Origin of the sequence: Amycolatopsis nalaikhensis (genome assembly GCF_030264295.1) — a bacterium.
GTDB classification, from domain to species: Bacteria; Actinomycetota; Actinomycetes; order Mycobacteriales; family Pseudonocardiaceae; genus Amycolatopsis; species Amycolatopsis nalaikhensis.
Genome location: NZ_CP127173.1, coordinates 3883663 through 3897458, shown reverse-complemented (window position 1 = coordinate 3897458; position 13796 = coordinate 3883663). Strand labels below are relative to the sequence as shown.

General features: G+C 68.3%; 11 protein-coding genes. 4 read left to right on the top strand and 7 right to left on the bottom strand.

All coding sequences use genetic code 11. The annotated features are described in order from the left end of the window. Positions 1–13 precede the first annotated feature (13 nt). The 3 genes from QP939_RS19355 to QP939_RS19345 are packed head-to-tail and all read left to right on the top strand — an operon-like array spanning position 14 to position 3968. Positions 14–2110 (top strand): helix-turn-helix transcriptional regulator, encoded by a 2097-nt coding sequence (locus QP939_RS19355; protein WP_285458185.1) that lies wholly within the window; start codon positions 14–16, stop codon positions 2108–2110. Next, on the top strand, positions 2107–3087 hold the full coding sequence (locus QP939_RS19350; protein WP_285458184.1) for a hypothetical protein: 981 nt from the start codon (positions 2107–2109) through the stop codon (positions 3085–3087). Before QP939_RS19355 ends, QP939_RS19350 begins: the two co-directional genes overlap by 4 nt. After that, the gene (locus QP939_RS19345) at positions 3084–3968 is read left to right on the top strand and encodes a DUF6339 family protein (RefSeq protein ID WP_285458183.1); all 885 of its coding nucleotides are present in this window, start codon (positions 3084–3086) and stop codon (positions 3966–3968) included. The genes QP939_RS19350 and QP939_RS19345 overlap by 4 nt, the downstream gene beginning before the upstream one ends. A gap of 96 nt (positions 3969–4064) precedes the next feature. On the opposite strand, the gene QP939_RS19340 is transcribed toward QP939_RS19345, so the two are convergent. The 4 genes from QP939_RS19340 to QP939_RS19325 all read right to left on the bottom strand — a co-directional run bounded on the left by QP939_RS19340 (position 4065) and on the right by QP939_RS19325 (position 7901). Then, on the bottom strand, positions 4065–5168 hold the full coding sequence (locus QP939_RS19340) for a DNA cytosine methyltransferase (RefSeq protein ID WP_285458182.1): 1104 nt from the start codon (positions 5166–5168) through the stop codon (positions 4065–4067). Positions 5169–5217: 49 nt separating this feature from the next. Further along, a complete protein-coding gene (locus tag QP939_RS19335; RefSeq protein ID WP_285458181.1) occupies positions 5218–6228 on the bottom strand; it encodes a DNA cytosine methyltransferase in 1011 nt (336 codons plus the stop codon). A gap of 102 nt (positions 6229–6330) precedes the next feature. After that, a complete protein-coding gene (locus QP939_RS19330; RefSeq protein ID WP_285458180.1) occupies positions 6331–7260 on the bottom strand; it encodes a hypothetical protein in 930 nt (309 codons plus the stop codon). A gap of 41 nt (positions 7261–7301) precedes the next feature. Beyond that, positions 7302–7901 (bottom strand): vWA domain-containing protein, encoded by a 600-nt coding sequence (locus QP939_RS19325; protein WP_285458178.1) that lies wholly within the window; start codon positions 7899–7901, stop codon positions 7302–7304. Positions 7902–8049: 148 nt separating this feature from the next. Here QP939_RS19325 and QP939_RS19320 point away from each other — a divergent pair, with 148 nt between their 5' ends. Next, positions 8050–10950: an AfsR/SARP family transcriptional regulator gene (locus QP939_RS19320; protein ID WP_285458177.1), complete on the top strand. Its 2901-nt coding sequence runs from the start codon at positions 8050–8052 to the stop codon at positions 10948–10950. Between the two features lie 2 nt (positions 10951–10952). Here the strand turns inward: QP939_RS19320 and QP939_RS19315 are convergent, their stop codons facing one another. From QP939_RS19315 to QP939_RS19305, 3 genes are all read right to left on the bottom strand, one after another. Continuing rightward, a complete protein-coding gene (locus QP939_RS19315) occupies positions 10953–12149 on the bottom strand; it encodes a helix-turn-helix domain-containing protein (RefSeq protein WP_285458176.1) in 1197 nt (398 codons plus the stop codon). A gap of 109 nt (positions 12150–12258) precedes the next feature. After that, positions 12259–12438, bottom strand: coding sequence for a hypothetical protein (locus QP939_RS19310; RefSeq protein WP_285458175.1), 180 nt, complete (start codon positions 12436–12438; stop codon positions 12259–12261). 87 nt (positions 12439–12525) lie between these two features. After that, complete coding sequence (locus tag QP939_RS19305; protein ID WP_285458174.1) at positions 12526–13788, bottom strand: MFS transporter; 1263 nt, start codon at positions 13786–13788, stop codon at positions 12526–12528. Between the last annotated feature and the right edge of the window lie 8 nt (positions 13789–13796).

Sequence of the window (13796 nt, the reverse complement as noted above, 5' to 3'; positions counted from 1 at the left end):
CAGGAGCGTGAGGATGTCGGACGGGCAGTCGGAGCACGAGTTCGGCCCCTGGCTCGCCCGCCAACTCCGGCGCGCGGGGCTGACCCAGGCCGAACTGGCGGAGCGACTCGACCTGACCCGGGCCGCTGTGTCGGCGTGGATCACCGGACGGGCACAGCCGCGGGAGGAGACGAAACGAGCCATCGCCGAGGTCTTCGGAGCCGACCCCGCCGCGGTCTACAACCGCACCGGCGACCTGACCCCGACACTCCCTCGCCAGTGGTACCACCGGCCTGCCCACGCCGACGGCGGACGGGAATACGGTAACGCCGCCGCCTTTGCCTTCGACGCCGATCTCTCGGTCTTGGCCAAGGAGGCAACGCAGAACTCACTGGACGAAAGATTCGACCGGAAACACGCTGTGCGAGTTCGATACATCGTGCACGAGCTGACCGGAGAGCGACTCGACGCCTTCCTCCAAAGCATCCAGTGGGATCAACTGCAGCCGCACTACGAACAGGCTGCGGGAACATCTCAGAAAGTCTCGAAGAGCCTTCGCTCGGCGCTCGAGGACCTGGCTTCCACGAAGACCCTGCGCCTGCTCCGAGTAGACGACTACAACGCTTCGGGTCTGATCGGACCGGAATACAGCGACGGACAGTTCGCAGCGGTCGTTCGGCGCCAGCTCGACAGCTTCAAACAGCAGGCCAGCAGGGCAGGCGGCTCCTATGGCCTCGGCAAAGCCACGCTCTGGGCGACAAGTCGGTTCGGGCTGGTGCTCATCAACTCGACCCTCTCCCGACCGTTCGAGGGTAGAACGGCCCGCAGAGTGATCGGTCGACTCGACCTGCCATGGCACACGGTCGATGAGCGAGCCTTTGCCGGCCCCTCGTGGTTCGGCGAACTCGACACGGAGCCCGACCACGAGGGGATAGCCAGGTCGTGGTGGGCCGATGAAGAGACCGTCCGTGACCTGCACCTCGACCGCCCCAACGACGACCCCGGAACCTCCTTCCTGGTCGTTGGTGCCCACGACGCTTCCGGAGCCGCCGACACACTCGCCGAGATGCACGACAAGCTCGTCCGTTCTTTGGCCAAGGACTTCTGGGCTGCGATGGTCTCGGGCGGCGGTCGCCAACCCATGCTCGAAGCGAGCGTCACGGCGCTCCGGAACGGGCAGACAGTGATCCCGGAGAAGCGAGTCGACCCGCATGAACACCATCCGGCTCTCAGCCACGCGCTCCAGGCGTATCTCGACGGAGAGACCGTCGACGTACTCACCGAGGGCGCGCAGGTTGCCCAGGCCAGAGTGCCGTTGACGGTGGTACCGCGGAGAACCGAATCACGCCGGAAGGGCACGGAGACCGAACACGAGGCCGTCCTCCTGGTCACCCCCGCGGACGAGACAGACCCGCAACCGAACCAGGTCGTCCTTATGCGCGGGAACCGGATGACCGTGCGGGAGTACCGCCCCCGCGAGCTGCCGCTAGGGGCCATGACGTTCCAAGCCGTCTTGTTGGCCGGATACGCAACCGGCGGCACGGGCGAAGAAGTCGAGTTGGCCGAACAGTTTCTTCGAGCCTCGGAGCCGCCCGAGCACAACCGATGGGGCAAGACGGAAGAATTGACCGCCACTTATGCCCGAGGCGCCCTGAGCAGGCTGACCGATTTTCACCGCGCGATCGACGAGGCTGTTCGACGACTGGTGGGCAGGAGTCAGAGCAAGTCCGACAGTGGCCCCGCCGTGCTTCGAGAACTGCTGAGGTTCGACAGCCCGACTGCAGGACTGCGGCGAAACCAACCTGTGCCGACTGTACGCACGGTCAACGCCACCATCGGCGACGATGGTGCGTGGAACGTCTCAGTCTCGCTCAAGCTGCCCGACATCGAAGACCCGTGGTCGTTGACTCCGGTCGCAAAGTTCGACGTCCGCTCGGGCAGCAGGCCGGACGTGCCCTGGCGACTGGTGTCTGCCGAGAACTGTCGAATCGAGGGTGGAAGCCTGGTGATCGAACCCGGGGTGCGGACTGCATCGTTCACCGCGATCACCGATCCGTCCCGGCATCCCGTTCCCAGCCGGTTGTCCCGACTCGTCGTGGACGTCCAGAGGACTCGCGGTGGTGCCGCGTGATCACTGCCTTCCCGTACCCGACCCTGTTCGGTGACATCGACCTCGACGTCTCGGCTGTGACGGTGGATGGCGCGCCGCTGCCCTACTCACGGATCTCGAAGACTGAACGAACCGTGGCATTGCACCAAGCAGGCAAGGAGCACTGGAGCGTCGCGACATTGCGTCTCGACGCAAAGATACCTGCCGAGGAGATCGACGAAGGCCCGTGGGAGGACGTCCAATGCCTCGCGGTGCTGACCGAGAGAGCCACGAATACCCGATCCGTGACTCGCCTGACGGGATTTGGTGGCGGGTCCTGCCATGGGACCGTCGACCTGGCGCGGTCTGCCCACCTGAACCGAGCCACGCTGAGTCTCGCAGTCGTCGGCACATTCGAAGGAATACCCGGCAGGCTGATCGGAACCACCATTCGAGAGTGGTACGTCGACCTGAAGTCTGCCGCCCCCTCGCGACAACGCGCGATCGAGATCCTTCAAATCGATTTCCGTGACGGCGCCGAAACGTGGCTTCGGCCGTTCAAGGACGCGCCCTGGCTCGTCGACACGTCGGGTGAGATCCCGGCAGTGCTGATCAACACTTCGGCCATCGAAGGATTCACGGCAATCTTGAACGGCACCGGAGGAACGGCGGGCGAAAGGGCGTTGCGCGAAACGATGAGCAGCCAAATCGCCCAGGACGCATGGACCGCGATGTTCCAGGCTGCCATCAGCGACCTGGAGCTCGACGAGGACGGTACGCCTCAAATTCCCGGTGGCTGGCGCGGTTCGGTGTTGACCTCGATGCTCCCCGACGTCTTTCCCCATCTGACGCCGACGGACGCCCTCTATGAGATCAACCAGCGTCGAACTCAAGGTTTCAGCTGGTCGGAACTGCAGACCCGGATGCAGTACGCCGCCGGGAAACGCAGCCAGGTGACCAAGAGGCTGACCACCGCTGTCAGATCTGTGAGCCGCGCAACCGAGAGCGGAGAACAATGACCAGCGCCCTCGCCTTCGCACCTCCCCCGACACTCGGACTGCTGTCGAGCACAGCCGTTGCGACTCACTTGAACCGCGGCATCCAAGCCGGCGATGAAGCGCCACCTCAGGCGGCTCTGCGCAAGACGACGGTTGCGCTGCCCGAGAGCGCCCGATGGCGGACAGAGCCCCTCCGCGAACTATTCGACGAGGCTATGCGTCGCTTCGTGAACAGACGAACTGCTGCCGATGGCTGGTTGGCTCCGCGGCTGCATGCCACATTGCGCTTGAGCCGTGCCGAAGCCGCGCAGGACGAATTGTGGAACTTCATCGCTCTGCTGATTGCACCGGACTACGTGGTATGGCGACACCGCGGCAAGAAGGTCGCACCTGCGTCGCGTTTCAGTGGCTTGCACTACACCCAGGCGTTCGCGCGCCTGTGGTGGGCGGCAGAGCTGTTCCGCGACGGTGAAGACTACCGGACGGTGGAGACCGCCTGCCGGGTCCAAGAGATCTTCAACAGCACGATGCGGCTGGATGTCATCGACCATCGACCGACGGCCCTCACCATCGTCCGGATCGTGCAGGCCATGCTGGACGCAAAAACACCTCGTCCGGGCGATCACGTTCATGCCCTTTCCTCCGCGATCAACCTCGCGGGAAGCACGCTTGTGTTCGAGGCACTCGCCCCGGACCCCGGGCCGGACCCCGAAGGGATCGAGGCTTGGATCGCAGGTGCAGAAATCGCACCACAGGTGCCTTGGGATCGCCTGCCGGACGGACCGGACGACGGCGCTGTGGCCGAGTCCGGAATCCGGACATTGCTGCCCTTGTTCGAGCAACTCGGAAAGGACGCCAATGTGCGCGAACGGAAGAAGCCGGAAGACGATGAGAGCCCGTAGCTCCGTCCTGGTTGCCGATGGCCGGCGAACCACCGTCGCCGGGCAGGCCCCGCGACCTCGCTGACAGCATCAGAAGACTCGGACCAGTATCGCGTCCTATGACGGCCCGGGAATTGCTGCCGGACGTGTGTCGTCGAAATCCTTCCAGCTTCCGCGAACAGCCTCGTCCAAACGCTCGTGGTCGATGGCAAGGCCGAGCGCGGCAGCAAGCACGTGGGCTGCCAACCGCGGCGGGATGGCGTTGCCGATCTGCTGCGACACGTCCTTTCCCGTCCACGGGTAATCGCGCGGGAACGTTTGCAGCCGTCCAGCGTCATGGAAGTCGAAGCGCGCGATGTTCGCGCCGTCGAGCGTCTCGAGACGGTTGCGGGAAATTTTTCCGGTCACCGTCGCCGCAGGCTCGTCGGAGTACCTGCGGCCACGTGCCTTGGGATCGCCGCCGGTTCCGTAGTTCGAGATCACCACGAACCTGTCTCTGCGATCGAGCGCTTCCCCCATGGTGACCCATCGGGGCAGTTCATCGACTGCACTAACAGGGGGCTTGGTCCCTCTCCGGAACCGTTGATGCGTCGCTTTCGGCAGTTCAGGACTTTCGCTCACACCGAAGCGGGCAATCAAGATCGCCCGGCGGCGCGTCTGCGGAACACCGTAAGCCTCGGTGTGAAGAATGCCCGAAGCCGTCTTGTAGCCGATTCCTTCCAGCGCTTCCTCCATGGCTTCCCAGACCGGAAGCACGGCGGGAACCTGTTCGAGGATGATCGTCCGATACGGACGTCCGAGCTCCTTGGCTCGGAATGCCCAGCGCAATGGCTCCAGCACGAGCGCGGTGCGCTCATCATCGAGACTGGCCAGGCCGGGCCGGACATCTTCCCCCGCCGCCATCCTCTTGACGAATCCGAGTACCTGATCGAGCGCACGGCGGCCTGCTCCGCCGCCGGCGACCGTGTACGTCTGACACGGCGGCCCGCCGGCCAGGATCGTCGCGCCGGGGAAGTCCTCCGGCCCCAAATCGCGAACGTCGGCCTGTCGGGTACCCAGACCTGCGGCGCGACGGGTCGCACACGCACCGGTGTCCCATTCGACGCCGTCCGCGACGATGCCCAACCAGCGGGCAGCGACGTCGAGTCCGCCCGGTCCCGCGAACAGGTCGACGAGGTGGGGCCGCTCGCCGAAGTCGAGTTCCTGCTGCCGGGACGTCATGGCCGGCGATTCTATCGAGCTGCGTCTCGGCCTGTAGGAGGCGCTCCGGTCACGAGAGGACATTCCGAAGAGCATCCCCGAGAGCACGCGCAACGGGTGGTGGCGACGCATTGCCGACCTGTCGGTAACGTGCCGTCTTCCCGCCCGCCAGCCGCCAATCAGACGGAAATCCCTGGAGGCGCGCCGCCTGGTCGACGGTCAGCCGAACCAGCTCCGACCGGTCCAGGTCGGGCCGCCACCGGTAGTCGGGGCCCGGCGCCTCGTCGGCCAAGGACCCGCCGTTGACTCCCAGGCGCTGCCAAGCCGCCTTCGTACCGGACGGGCCGAGGTCACCGCCCCCGCGATTCCACGATCCGCCCACCAGAGTCGGCGCCAGCCTATCGGCATGAGCGGCCCACTCGGCCGCTTGAGGCCATCCACGTGCTGCCATGGAGTCACGGAGAGCCTCACCCACCGTGACCGGAGGTTCCAACACGCGAGCAGGTTCTTCGAAGGCGTCGATGCGGTCGTCCTTCAGCGCGACGAATATGCCTTGGCGTCGGTCCTGGGGCACGCGGTGATCAGCAGCGTTCATCACGAACCACCGGCCCCGGTATCCGAGATGCGCCAACTCGGTCGTCACGAACTCGCGCGTCAGCCGGTACTTGTCGTCGTCGGCGAGTTCGGCCATGTTCTCGATGAGCAGGGCTTTCGGTTGCACGGCATGCATCAGCATGATCGTGGCTCGGATCAGCGCGATCTCGACGTCGCTTCCGGACGGTCTGTTCACCGACGCGGCCGCTCGTACGCGTGGCAGACCAGCGGAAAGGAGGTCCACGTCGTAGACATGTTGGTCGTGCACGGGGTCGAACTCCAGGAGATCGAGCTGGCGCACGTCCCATTCGGGCCGGTTCTGCCTCAACGTGTCACATGCGACGCCCCGGTTGTCGATCAACATCACCGGCTCGAAGCCTGCCTGCTCGAGCCCCAGCGCAAGCCCACCCGCACCCGAACAAACATCGAGAAACTTCAGGCGACGCTCTGGATGGAACGTCAGTGCCTGATCATTGTCGTCCGTCACTACCGACCCCGTTGAATTCCCGTACTGCTGCAGAAGACACTGCCTCCCCCGGACCGAGGCGCGTCCGGACGCACGTGGTCCTCAACGTACACAGTGCCATCCTCATGCCTGATCCGCCCAGCGGGCCCCGTACGCGAGCCCCGGGGTGAGGTGCCGGAACCGCAGGTGCAGCTCCCCCGAAGCATCGATCTCCTGGTGTCCGCCCTGGTAGGCCGGGTCCGTCACGTCCCGCTGGAACGCTCCGTCCAACGTCGCGACCTCCGAACGCGCCCCCGCGCCGAACCGGACGTGCAGGTCGAACGACTCGCACGGGTGCCGGGGGACGCATACCATGCACGGCCGCAGCGCCGCGGCCGACGTCAACGTGAACAGCACCGCCACCTCCCACGACTCCCCTCGGGCCAGCGGGCGGGGCAGTTCGATGCCGAAGCCCCAGCGGTCGCTCGTCTCCATTCCGCGGTCCAGCAGCCTGCCGCCGTAGAGCACCGTTGCCGAGACGTCGCGGCGGCCGTTCGGCAACGAGACCGCCATGTCCAGCGCACTCACTCCGTCCTGGTCCGCGACCACCCGCCGCCGCTCGAGGACCAGCGGCGATGGCTGGTCCAGCACCAACGCCACCGACAACGCCGTCGTGTGCCAGACAGCCGACGGCGACACGACCGGTGACGGCGCCGCGGACGAAGCCTGCTCCGCCAGCAGGTCGATCGCCTCGTCGACGCGGCGGCGGACCGTTCGCGGGTCGCGGTCGAGGCGCTTCGCCGCCCACTTCACCCTCTCCTGGTAGAGCGGCTGGCGGGCCTCCGGGGAAATCGCGAAAGCCGCCAGTGCCGCCACCCTCAGGTCCTCCGGGAGGTGGGCCGCCAGGTCCGTCAAGCGACCCGCCACCTTGGCGCGGATCGCCACCAGACCGTCGTCCTCGGTCACCGCGCACGCCGCGCGCAGGACCGGGCCCACCCTCTCCTCCACCCTGCCCAGCAGGCCGCGTCCCTTGCGCAGGGACTTCAGCTCCTGGACCAGCTCCGCGTGCCCCATCGTGGTCTCCTTCAGTGCGTCTCCACGTCGACCCCCTTTTTTCAGGACAGCGTGCGTCCGTCCGGTGGACGGGAAGTGGACAGAACGTGCATCACCGAGGCGATCAGCGCCGTCCCCACGCGGACGCCGTCGCGGCCGAGGTACGTGCGGAACCCGCCGATGCGGCTCAGCGCCTCCTCGTCGGCGTCGCCGAGGCCGAACGTCACCACTCGCGGACGTCGCTCCCACGCCGGGTCCGTCAGTGACGAGAACGCCGCCGGCCAGGTCACCGGGTCCGTCGGCTGGCCGTCGGACAGGAAGAACACCAGCGGCCGGTGCACCCGCACCCGGTGTCTCTCCAGTGCCTGGACGTCCGTGTCGATGACCGACCGCAGGAACGGGAACACCGGCCCGAAGTTCGTGCCCGCGCACGGGCCTGGTGACGGCAGCTCGGCGAGCTGGTCCAACGGGTACAGCCGCTGGACCACGCGCGGTTCCTCGCCGAAGCCGACCAGGCTGCAGAGGACCCGGTCGGTGACCGAGGCGTCCGCGTGCACCGCGCCGCGGAACTCCCGCAGTCCCGTGTTCAGCTCGTCGATGTGGTCGGCCATCGAAAGCGAGACGTCGCACACCACGTAGCACGGCAACACGTCGGACCCCATACCGGTTTCTCCTTCACCCCTGACACGACCGGGCGGAGCCTGGCAAGGGCGCGTGTACCGAACGTGGAAGAAATGCGGATTTCGGAAACCCTGACGGCCGATTGCGCGATGTCAGAAGAGAACAGCATGCTGACGGAGGGGAGGCCGCGTGGAGTTCCGGATGCTCGGCCCGCTGGAGGCGTGGCACGACGGCGTGCCGGTGCAGCTGGGTGACCAGCAGCAGCGGTTCGTCCTCGTCGTGCTGCTCCTGAACGCGAACAAGCCGGTGTCGAGCGCGCGGCTCGCCGAGATCGTCTGGGCCGACCGCGAAGCCAAACCCACGCTGGTGCGCAGCTACATCAAGCGGCTGCGCGACGTCGTCGGCGACGCGACCATCGAGACGACCCCGACCGGCTACCTCCTGCGGCTCGGCGACGACCAGCTCGACACGGTCCGCTTCGACCGGCTGCGCGCGGAAGCCGCCCGGACCGCCGACCCGCGGCGGGCGGTCGAACTGCTGCGGGAAGCCGTCGAGCTGTGGCGCGGGCGGTTCCTCGAGGACATCGACATCGACCGCGTCGGCGGCCCGGACGTCGTGATCCCCGAAGAGACCTTTTCGGACGCCGTCGGCGACCTGGCCGAGCTCGAGCTCGGCATCGGTGACCACCGCTCGGCGCGCGACCGGCTGCGGCCGCTGGTCCGGTCCGACCCGGCCAGCCAGAAGCACGCCGAGCTCCTCATGCGCGCCCTCCTCGTCGGCGGCGACCGGGTCGGCGCGCTCCGCGTGTTCGGCAGCACCCATGACGCCCTCGCCGAGTTGCGCATGGAGCCGGGCCCGGTGCTGCGCAAGCTGGCGGCCCGGGCGGAGCGAGGCGATCCGCCGACGTCGTTGCCGTCCCGGCCGGGTGGGTTCACCGGCCGCGCGACGGAGATCGCCGCGCTCGAGGCGGCCGCCGCGGCCGGGCGGCCCGCGGTCTGGGTGAGCGGCGCGCCCGGCGTCGGCAAGACCGGACTGGCCGTCGAGGCCGCCCACCGCCTGCGCGACCGCTTCCCCGACGGCCAGCTCCTGGTCCGCCTCAACGGGTTCACCCCCGGCGTGCCCGAGACGGCGGTCGGGGACGCGCTGGCCGAGCTGCTCGTCGAGGTCGGGGTGCCCGCCGAGCAGATCCCGGCCACGGTCGGCCGGAAGGTGCGGCTCTACCAGGACACGCTGTGGGGCACGCGCACGTTGGTCGTGCTCGACAACGCCGCGTCGCCGGAGCAGATCCGGCCGCTGCTGCCCGAGGCGGACGGCTGCCTGGCCATCGTCACCAGCCGGCGGATGGGTGACGCCGATACCGGGGAACCCATCCGGCTTTCCCCGCTGCCGCCCGAGGAGGCGGCCGAGCTGTTCCACGCGCTGACCGACCCGCGGCGGGTGCGCGGCCGGGCGGCCGACGTCGGCGCCGTCGTCAAGCGGTGCGGTTTCCTGCCGATGCCCATCCGCGTCGCGGCCGCGTTGTTCCGGCGGCACGACGGGTGGCCGCTGGCGCACCTGCTGCGTCTGCTCGAAGAGGGCGGGCCGTGGGGCGCGGAAGACGGGATCGCCGCCGTGCGGGTGTCCGTCCAGCAGCTCGGCGAACCGCAGCGCGTCCTGTTCCGGCTGCTGGGCAGCCTGCCGGGGCCGGACGTCGACGTCGCGGGCGGCGCCGCGCTCGCCGGCTGCACCCCCGGTGAGGCGCGGTCGCTGCTGAACGACCTGCACGAGGTGAGCCTGCTGGAGGAGGCCGCTCCCGAGCGCTACCACATGCTGGACCCGCTCAAGGAGTTCGCCGCCGACAGCGAGCCGCCCGTGCCGGCGTTGGTGCGACTGCTCGACTTCTACCTGGTCACCCTGGCCGCGGCGGTCGCCGCCGCGTACCCGTTCGACCGCGCGCAACTGCCGTCGACGGACCGGTCCTGCCCGGTGACGCCGGTGTTCGCCGACGCGGACGCGGGCTTCCGGTGGATCGTCGCCGAGCGCGACAACCTCGTGGCTGCGATCCACTACGCGGCATCGCACGACCTGCCCGAACATACGTGGCGGCTGGCCGTCCTGCTGTGGCGCTACTTCCACACGACGAACCAGTTCGAGGACTGGATGAGCACGCTAGACCTCGCCTGGAAGATCGTTTCGTCCGGGCAGGGCAACGACTACGGCGAAGCGCACGTCCTGCTGCGCCTGGCGACCGCCCACGACCGGCTCGGGCAGCTCGCCGAAGCGCTGGAACGCGCCGCGCAGGCGTTGCCGAAGTGGCGCCGCCTCGGCGATCCACGCGGCGAAGCGGCGACGTTGTGCGCGCTGGCGATCCCGACGATGGAGCTGGGCAAGCACGAGCAGGCGATGGTCCACCTCGAGGCGGCGCTGGAGAAGTACGAGCAGACCGAGGACCGGCGCGGCGAGGCCCACGCGCTGAGCATGCTGGGCTACCTCAACGAGCAGCACGGCAACCTCGACGTCGCCCTGCGCCAGCACGCGTCCGCCGCGCGCATGCTGCGGGAGATCGGCCACGTGCAGGGCACCGCGCACGTCTTGAACAACCTCGGTTCCGTGCAGGAGAAACTGGGTCTGCTCCCCGAGGCTCTGGCGAGCTACACCGACGCGCACGCGTGCGCGGCCGAGGTCGGCGACCAGTGCGTCGAGGCGTACGCGCTCAACAACATCGGCAACGTGCACCGGCAGCAGGGCCAGTTCGCCCAGGCGGTGCGCTACCACGACAAGGCGCGCGAGGTGGCGACGAACGTGCCCGACGCGGACCTCCTGACCCAGCTGTACCTCGACCGCGGCGCGACCGCGCTGGCCAGGGGCGCCCGGCAGGAGGCGCTCACGGCGTGCAAGTCGGCCCTCGACCTGGCTGATGGCCACGGGAACCGCGCCTACCGGGCACGGGCGCACCGCGGGGTCGCCGAGACGCTGCACGCGATGGGTCAGCACGAAGGTGCGGTGACGCACTGGGCCGCCGCCGAGGCCGAGTTCGCCGAGCTGGAGCTGCCGGACGCCGGGCAGGTGCGGGAAGAGCGGGCCGCGCTGGGGTGTGCCTGCGCCGGGTGAATTCAGTGGCGGTGCAGGACGCGGCTCAGTTCGGGGTAGATCTCGCGGACGGTGTGGTGGCCGCGCCACCGGCTCAGGCAGCGGGCCAGTTCGCGCAGGTCCGTGCGCACGGTCGCGGAGTCGACGTGCGCGACGTCGTCGAGCGCCGCCGCCAGCGTGCGGCAGCTTTCGTCGATCTCGCCGTCGAGCGCGTGCGCCAGTGACCGCCGCACGCCGAACCGGGCCCTGGTGCGCCGATTGGTCACCGGGACGCGGGCGAGTTCGCCGCCGAGGAGCGTCGCCGATTCACCGGCCAGCCCGAGGTCGGCGAGCGACCAGCCGCGGGCGAGCGCCAGCGGATCCGGCGCGGTCGAGCCGAGCACCGGGTAGTCTTTCGTGTCCACTGTGGACGCATACAGCGGGCCGGCCGCGCGGTCGAGGGCGCGTTCGAAGGCGTCCCGGTCGCCGGCCAGCGCGTGCCCCTGCGCCTCGCGGCGGGCGGCCAGTCCGAACGTCCGCGAACCGGCGCGGCCCAGTTTCTGCGCCTGGCGGGCCAGGTCGATCGTGGCGATCGGGTCCTGCCGGTAGAGCGCGAGCCCGGCTTCCCGGACGAACGCGTAGCTCTCGATCTCCCGGTCACCACCGGCGCGGCCCAGCTCGGCGGCGTGCCGCGTCCAGGACAAGGCGTCGTGGTCGTTGCCCGCTTCTTGGCTGAGCCATCCGGTGTACTCGGCCATCCGCGCGGCGAGCAGCAGCAGCCGCGAGCGGACGGGCTCCGGGTTGCCCCTGGCCAGCGCGTGCACGGTGTGGGTCTGCGTGACGAGGGACTCGAGGACGACGGCGGGGCTGGTCTGCATGCCGAGCGCCCGAAGCTGCTCGAACGACGCGCGCAGCCCGGCGACCGCGCGGTCGTCCAGGATCGGGCGGGACCCACCGGCCAGCGCGATGCCGAGCACCGCACCCGCCCCGGCCAGCATCTGACCGCGGTCGAGCTTGTTGCTTGGCGGCTCCCGCGTTTCCCGCGCCGCTTCGATCAGGGCGCCACCGGCGTCCAGGACACGGTCGCAGATCCGCGCCAGCAGTGCGGACGGTGGCTTGACGTCGTTTTCGATCTTGCTGATGTAGCTCTTGCTGTAGTTGACCCGCTTGGCCAGCTCGCCCATCGAGAATCCTGCGGCAGCACGAAATTCCCGGAACCTCGCCCCGAAGGTCTTCGCCACAAAGACCTCCGCTCCCGACGAGTCCACCGTTCAGTGAACCAGTCCGGTCACACCCTGCGCAATTGATCCGGGCCGGCCGCGAGACTGATCGCGGCCGGCCCGGCGCACGTCACCCGTGCCAGGGGTTGCCGTCGGTACCCGCCGGCGGCGGAGTGGTGGTCGTGGAGACCGGCGGCGTCCCGCCGTCGTCGGCGAACGCCGAGGTGGAGCCGATCACCGGCGCCGCCGCGATGATGCAGAGCGCGAGCACGGGCCCGCCGATTTTGGCCAGCTTTTTGGGCATGGACATGACGAATCCTCCAAAGGAATGGTGTGCGATCAGGGATTCCGGATCGATTTCCGGGCCCTGCACCCAGGATTCGTCAGGCGATTGGGATCAACAAGGCGTTTCCTGTTGCGTCCGAGAATGGAAACCCAGGAAACAAAAGGAACCGGCCAGCAGCACCACTGAGGCGGCCACCAAGGCGAAGGCCGTCGATGTCGCGGATACCAGCACGCCGAGGATCGCGACACCCAACGCCGCACCCGTCTGACGCGACGCGTTCAGCGCTCCACCCGCGATGCCCGCCAGCTCCGGCGGGGCCGAACCGATCACTCCGACCAGCAACGACGGAATCGCGAACGACACACCGAAACCCATCAGCCCCAACGCCACCACCGACAGCACCACAGAAGAAGAGAACGCCTGGATCACCGTCCCCGTGGCCATCAACACGAAGCCGGACACCGCGGGGATTCGGGGGCCTATCCGGGCCACCAGGCGGCCCGTGAAGATCGGGTTGAACGCCGTGGGGATCGTCAACGGCAAGAACGCCAAGCCCGTTGTCGATGGTGAATAGCCGCGCGATCCCTGGAAGTACAACGACAACACGAACAACACTCCGGACAGTGCGAAGTTCACGATTCCGCCCGCCAACAAGCCCCACGACAGCAGGCGGCTCGGGAACATCGCGTCCGGACGCCTTTGCGATGCCACGAACACCGCCGCCGCCACGCCCGACGGCAACAGCGCCCACCAGGCACTTTCCACCAACGCATACGTCAATGTCGATAAAGCGACTACTGCGGAGACTTGACCGACCACGTCGATGCGGCCCGGCTTGGGCGGGGTGACCGGTGCCGAGCCCGACAACACCAGAGCGACCACCGCTACCGGGACGTTCACCAAGAAGATCGCTCGCCAGCCGAACGCCTGCGTCAACACTCCGCCCAGCAAGGGGCCCGCCACCAGGCCCGTTCCGCTCACCGCCGCCCACATCCCCATCGCCTTCGCGCGCGATGAAGGCGCTGGATACGCCGCTGCGATCAGGGACAGCGATGACGGCACCAACAATGCCCCCGCGATGCCGAGGAGCGCTCGGAGCGCGATCAGCATCGACGGCGAGAACGACAGAGCCGACACCAGCGACAACACCGCGAACGAGATCAAGCCCGTGAAGAACACCCGGCGCGCGCCGAAGCGGTCCGTCCATGCTCCCGCCGTCAGCAGGAATGCCGCGAACGTCACCGTGTACCCGTTCGAAATCCACTGCTGCTCCGACAACGACTGCGACAACGCCGGGAGCGCCACCGTCACGATCGTCGTGTCCAGCATGACCAGGAAGTAGCCCAGAGACAGGCCTGTGAGGAGTCTTGCCACGCCTCAAA